This window comes from Nocardia donostiensis (assembly GCF_002081715.1).
Taxonomy (GTDB): Bacteria; Actinomycetota; Actinomycetes; order Mycobacteriales; family Mycobacteriaceae; genus Nocardia; species Nocardia donostiensis.
On sequence record NZ_MUKP01000100.1, the window covers coordinates 1 to 5,370 of the forward strand.

The window sequence follows — 5,370 nt, forward strand, 5'->3', positions numbered from 1 at the left end:
GTCTCGCTCTTCAAAGCGAGACCGGGACCGGAGGTGCTGGTCACGCCCAGCGCTCCGCCCAGCGCCGCGCCGAGCGCCGCGCCTATCCCGGCGATCTCGTCCTCGGCCTGGAAGGTGGTGACACCGAAGTTCTTGTGCTTGCTCAGTTCGTGCAGGATGTCCGAGGCGGGGGTGATCGGATAGCTGCCGAGGAAAACCGGCAGACCCGACAGCGAACCCGCAGTGATCAGGCCGTAGGCCAGCGCGGTGTTCCCGGTGATCTGGCGGTATGTGCCCGGCGGCAGCGCGGCCGGGGCGATCGAATAGGTGGTGGCGAAGCTTTCGGTGGTTTCCCCGTAGTTCCAGCCCGCCCGGAAGGCCAGGATGTTGGCTTCCGCGACCTCGGGCGCTGCGGCGAACTTCTCCCGCAGGAAACGTTCCGTGCCGCCGATCGGCCTGCCGTACATCCACGACAGCAAACCCAGCGCGAACATGTTCTTGGCGCGCTGCGCGGCCTTCTTGTCCACCCCGGCTGGTTCGGTCGCGCTGCGGGTCAGCGAGGTCATCGGCACCTGATGGACCACGAAATCGGTGAGGGTGTCGTCGGTGAGCGGGTCGCCTCGGTAGCCCACCTTCGCGAGATTGCGGCTGGTGAATTCGTCGGTGTTGACGATCACCGTGGCGCCGCGGGGCACATCCGCCAGGTTGGCCTGCAACGCTGCCGGGTTCATCGCCACCAGCACATCCGGTTGATCGCCCGCGGTCAGAATGTCGTGGTCGGCGATCTGGATCTGAAACGACGACACGCCGGGCAGGGTGCCCTGCGGGGCCCTGATCTCGGCGGGAAAGCTGGGCTGGGTGGCCAGATCGTTACCGAATGCCGCCGCTTCGTGGGTGAACCGGTCGCCGGTGAGCTGCATCCCGTCGCCGGAGTCGCCGGCGAAGCGGATCACCACCCGGTCCAGAACTGCTGCGCCGGAATCGTTTCCGCGCTCGACGGCGCCGGAATCGGTCGTATCGTTGTGGTGCGACACCATATGCCTGCTTCACTTCCTCGTCGAAGAGAGCTGCCTTTCGCCAACCTACTCCGCCGGGGCCGCGGCGCGCCGGGAATGTGGGTGGCCTGTCGGGAATCGCCTGCGGTAGGTCAGCCGAACAGGGCGAGCTGCGGCTGTTCCCGTGGCCGGGGCTCGGGCGGTGTTTCCGGCTCACCGGGTTCCTCCCGGCACAGCCCGTGCTCACGCAGCAGTGGATCGATACGCTCGCGCAGCCAGTCGGCGTATTCCGGCGCCACATACGCACCACGCCGATACAGCTGGCGATAGCGGCGCAGCAGCGCCGGATGATGCTCAGCGAGCCAACCGAGGAACCAACCGCGGGTGCTGCCGCGCAGATGCATCGGGAACGCGACGGCCGAGGACGCGCCCGCGGCGGCGATATCGCCGAAGAGTTCACCGAGCTGAGCGCGGCCATCGGTGAGATACGGAATCACCGGCGCCACCATGACATTCACGGCAAAACCCGCATCGGCCAGTGTCCGTATCAGATCCAGCCGGACGCGCGGCGCGGGAGAGCCCGGTTCGAGTCCGCGATGTAGGTCGGGGTCGAGGGTGGCCAGCGAAACCCCGAGATGCACCGGCACTTCACGGGCGGCCAGGGTGAGCAACGGCAGATCTCGCTGCAGCAGAGAGCCCTTGGTCAGAATGGAAAACGGCGTGCCGGAATCGGTGAGCGCCCGAATGATGCCCGGCATCAGGCGGTATCGGCCTTCCGCGCGTTGGTAGGGGTCGGTATTGGTGCCGAGCGCGACGGTTTCGCGACGCCAGGAACGGCGCGCGAGTTCCCGGCGCAGAACCGCGACGATATTGGTCTTCACCACGATCTGGCTGTCGAAATCCGTTCCTGCGTCCAGATCCAGGTATTCATGGGTGCCGCGCGCGAAGCAGTAGCGGCAGGCATGCGAACAGCCGCGCATCGGATTGAGCGTCCAGCGGAACGGCAGTCCGGAACTCTCGGGCATTTTGTTCAGTGCGCTCTGGCACAGCACTTCGTGGAAAGTGATGCCGTCGAATTCCGGTGTCTGCACGGTGCGTGCGAAGCCGGCTCGATCGAGGCCGGGTAGCGCGCCGTCGTCGGCGTCCAGGATCTGGCTTTGCCACCGCACCAGACCAGTCGAACACGCGTTCTAGACGCTGTCAAGCGCTCTGCGGGGCCTGCGCCGCGGCCGGATTGTCGCGTTCGGCAAAGAAGGTGACCAGGTCGCGGACTGTCTCGTCGATCGGGCGTGGGTGGTAGCCGAGTTCGCGGGCCGCCTTACCGTGATCCACCACGGGTGCGGAGATCAGGGCACCCAGCGCGGCCTTGGACACGATATCGGTGCCGAGGCGTTTGCCGATCGGTTCGAGCACCGGGATGAGCCCGGAGACCAGACGCGGCGGGATGGTCACCCGCGGTCCCTTCTTACCTGCGTGGCGGGCGGCGATGCGACAGACGTCGATCATCGAGATCATTTCGCCGCCGAGCAGGTAGTTCTCGCCCGTTCGGCCTTTGTCGCCCGCGAGGATCAGACCCTTGGCCACATCGCGCACGTCGACCAGGTCGAAGCCGCCGTCGATCATGGCGGGGATACGGCCGCGGGCCGCATCGCGCAGCGAGCGGTTGATCCGTGACATCGGTGTGCCGTGGTCCATGGGGCCGAAAACGCCGGTGGGATTGCACAGTACGGCGTCGAGTCCGTCGTCGATCACCGAGCGCAGCTCGATTTCGCCCTGCCACTTGGAGCGGTCGTAGACCGGTAGTCCGGGGTCGGTCGATCGCGGCGTCTGCTCATCGATATGGCCGCCGCAGTTGTACTGATCGAACGCGTGGATGGAGCTGGCGTGTATGAAGCGGCGCACCCCGGCTGCGCGGGCTGCCTCCGCGACCACCTTGACCCCGCGGGTGTTCACCCGCCAGGCCAGATCGTTCTTGTCGGCCAGCGTGATCACAGCGACGAGGTGGTAGACGAGCTCCACGCCGTCGAGCGCCGAACGCATCGATTCCGGATCGAGCACATCTGCTGAAACCCACCTCACGTGCGGTTGTTGCGCGCGCTGCGGCGCTACGCGGTCGATGGCGACGACCTCGTCGCCGCGCTCGGCGAGCAGGGGGAGCAGATTTGTGCCAAGGTAGCCGGCTGCGCCGGTCACTGCGACCTTCATGCGACGAGAATATAGAACTCGTTCTAATTTGCAACACGTTCTAGTTGTTCGGTCGTCGCCGATGAATCGTGCCGAGCCGGTCGGCGTGGGTTATATTGGCCGCAACCGTAACGGCGCCGCAGGGGCATGCGCTGTTGGGGCACAAGGACACAACGTTCACCCGGTACTGATGTTCGCGATACTGATGTTCACAACGATTTGGGGGGAGCTCGATGAGTGATCTCTCGGTAGAAACCGACGCGCTGCGGGCCTTCGGTACGACGAATGCCGGGATCGCCGGCGAGATCGCGGGAGCGGGCAATTTCGATGCGGCAGCCAACATCGCCGCCCTCACCCCCGTATTCGGGCTGATCGGAGCCGACTATCTGGCCATGTTCGCCGCCGCGCAGGTATTGCAGGCCAAAGACATCAACGATCTGTCGGCGAAATACCACGAATTGTCCCGTGCGGCGTTCAGTTCGGCCGTCAACTACGACGTCGGCGATATGAGCAACGCTGCCGCGCTCGGCAAGGTCGCCGGTGAGATCGGGGGCGCGCTGTGAAGCCGCTCGACTCGGGCTTCCCCGGGGTGATCGCCCCCGAAACCGACACCACCGCAACGGCCGAACACGCCGCAGCCGAACAAGCCGTGACCACGGAGCCGCCGACGAGCACAGCGATCCAGGACCTGCCGCTGCCGCAACTGCCCGAAGACCTGCCACCGATCGAGCCGCCGGAATTCGTGCTCGCCCGCAAGATCAGCGAGGACACTCCCGCCACCGGTACCGTGCCCGCGGGCCTGCCCGGGCTGTCGGCCGCTGGAACACCGGATCCGCAGGACATCCTGTCCGGCGCGGCCACCGGTGCCGCCGCGCTGCTCGGTGACGCGCACGAGGCCCTCGACCAGGCCGCGGCGCCGGTGATAGAGACGGCACAGGGAGTGCTCGGCCACGCGCAGAACGAAGTCGGCCCCGCACTCGGCGCGGCTCCGGCGGCCACAGCAACGGCGGCCGGGCCCGCTGCCGCGGCTGCTGCGCCCACGCTGCCGGACGATCCGGTGGGCGCCCTGCTCAGCGGCGCGGGCCTGGCCGCGCTCCCCGGTGTCGACGCGCTGTTCAAACCGATCCTCGACCTGTTGAGCAGTTTCGGCACCGGTGTCATCGGCGCACTCGATCCCACCGCGATCCTGAGCCAGTCGTCGAAGATCATCGAGGCGGCGATGCAGGTCGGCCGGGGCAGTATGGCCACCGTCGACCAACTGTGGCAGAGCCAGGCCGCGCGCAACGCCCAGATCGCCGGGCAGGAGGCCAACAACACCGGACTGGAAACAAGTCAGCGCGGTATCGATATCTCCGAGCTCACCCAGCGCGCCGCCGCCGTGGTGCAACAGGGCAACGCGCAACTGACCCGCATCGCGTCTTCGTTCGCCACCCAGGCCGCCGCACTCGCACCGGTCATCATGACCCCGCCCGCGCAGACCGCGCTGATCGCATCGGCCACACAGCACCTGGGCGAAGCAGTGGGCGTGGTCAACGTCACCCGTGGTGACCTGGCGGGCAAAACCGCCGAATTGAACGGAGTAGTACACCAACTCCTCGGCTCCGGTGCGGGACCACAGCCCGCGGAGGTCGCCCAGGCCGTGGCACAGAACATCGGCCAGCCGATGCTGTCGCAGGCCGAAGACGCCGCGACCACCGTGGCCGGCCTGGAATCGCCGCTGAGCACCGGGACCCCGTCGACCACCGCCGCCGGGCTCAATACCCCGGGCACCCCGGGTTCGCCGAGCTTCGGTGCCCCCGGCGGCCCCGGCAGCCCGAGCGTTCCCGGCCTGCCGAGTGCACCGTCGACGCCGGGCGTCCCCGGTCTGCCGGGAGCACCGATGTCAGGGGGGATACGGCCGGGGCTACCCGGGATACCCGGCGCGCTCAACACCACCCCCGCAGGCACCAGCACCGGATTCATGGGCAGCCCGGCGGCCGCAGGCGCAGGCCAGCGCAACAACGAGGAGGAACACTCCCGCAACGTGGAGTCGTATCAGAGCGTCATCGGCAACGACGACCTCACCGGACCCCTCGGTGAATCCACCCCCGAGGTCATCGGCGCCACGCACACCGACGAAAGCGACGGGTTCGACTACAACCAGGATCAGTTCTAGGCGTACCTCCGCCTTCGCTCCGGCCGTGCGCTTTGGGGTGTGCCTTCTGCGTTCGTA

5 protein-coding genes are annotated in these 5,370 nt (G+C 67.3%); 2 read left to right on the forward strand and 3 right to left on the reverse strand.

What is annotated here, in order from left to right:
- The 3 genes from B0T44_RS25870 to B0T44_RS25880 form a co-directional block, all read right to left on the reverse strand.
- Positions 1 to 1,016: 2-oxoacid:acceptor oxidoreductase family protein (locus B0T44_RS25870; protein WP_176219249.1), on the reverse strand; the 1,016-nt coding region annotated here is incomplete at its 3' end.
- A 110-nt stretch (positions 1,017 to 1,126) separates the two neighbouring features.
- The gene (locus tag B0T44_RS25875; RefSeq protein WP_077115105.1) at positions 1,127 to 2,143 is read right to left on the reverse strand and encodes an Rv2578c family radical SAM protein; all 1,017 of its coding nucleotides are present in this window, start codon (positions 2,141 to 2,143) and stop codon (positions 1,127 to 1,129) included.
- Positions 2,144 to 2,174: 31 nt separating this feature from the next.
- Entirely contained in the window at positions 2,175 to 3,179 is a 1,005-nt protein-coding gene (locus tag B0T44_RS25880) for an NAD-dependent epimerase/dehydratase family protein (protein WP_077115104.1), read from the reverse strand.
- 212 nt (positions 3,180 to 3,391) lie between these two features.
- Here B0T44_RS25880 and B0T44_RS25885 point away from each other — a divergent pair, with 212 nt between their 5' ends.
- Both B0T44_RS25885 and B0T44_RS25890 read left to right on the forward strand, forming a co-directional pair.
- Entirely contained in the window at positions 3,392 to 3,721 is a 330-nt protein-coding gene (locus B0T44_RS25885; RefSeq protein WP_077115103.1) for a type VII secretion target, read from the forward strand.
- The gene (locus tag B0T44_RS25890) at positions 3,718 to 5,313 is read left to right on the forward strand and encodes a hypothetical protein (protein ID WP_077115102.1); all 1,596 of its coding nucleotides are present in this window, start codon (positions 3,718 to 3,720) and stop codon (positions 5,311 to 5,313) included. Before B0T44_RS25885 ends, B0T44_RS25890 begins: the two co-directional genes overlap by 4 nt.
- The last annotated feature ends 57 nt before the right edge of the window (positions 5,314 to 5,370 follow it).

Bases quoted from the DNA above. Each gene is read 5' to 3' on its own strand.
- B0T44_RS25880 (WP_077115104.1), bottom strand. From the start codon at position 3,179: ATGAAGGTCGCAGTGACCGGCGCAGCCGGCTACCTTGGCACAAATCTG.
- B0T44_RS25885 (WP_077115103.1), top strand. From the start codon at position 3,392: ATGAGTGATCTCTCGGTAGAAACCGACGCGCTGCGGGCCTTCGGTACG.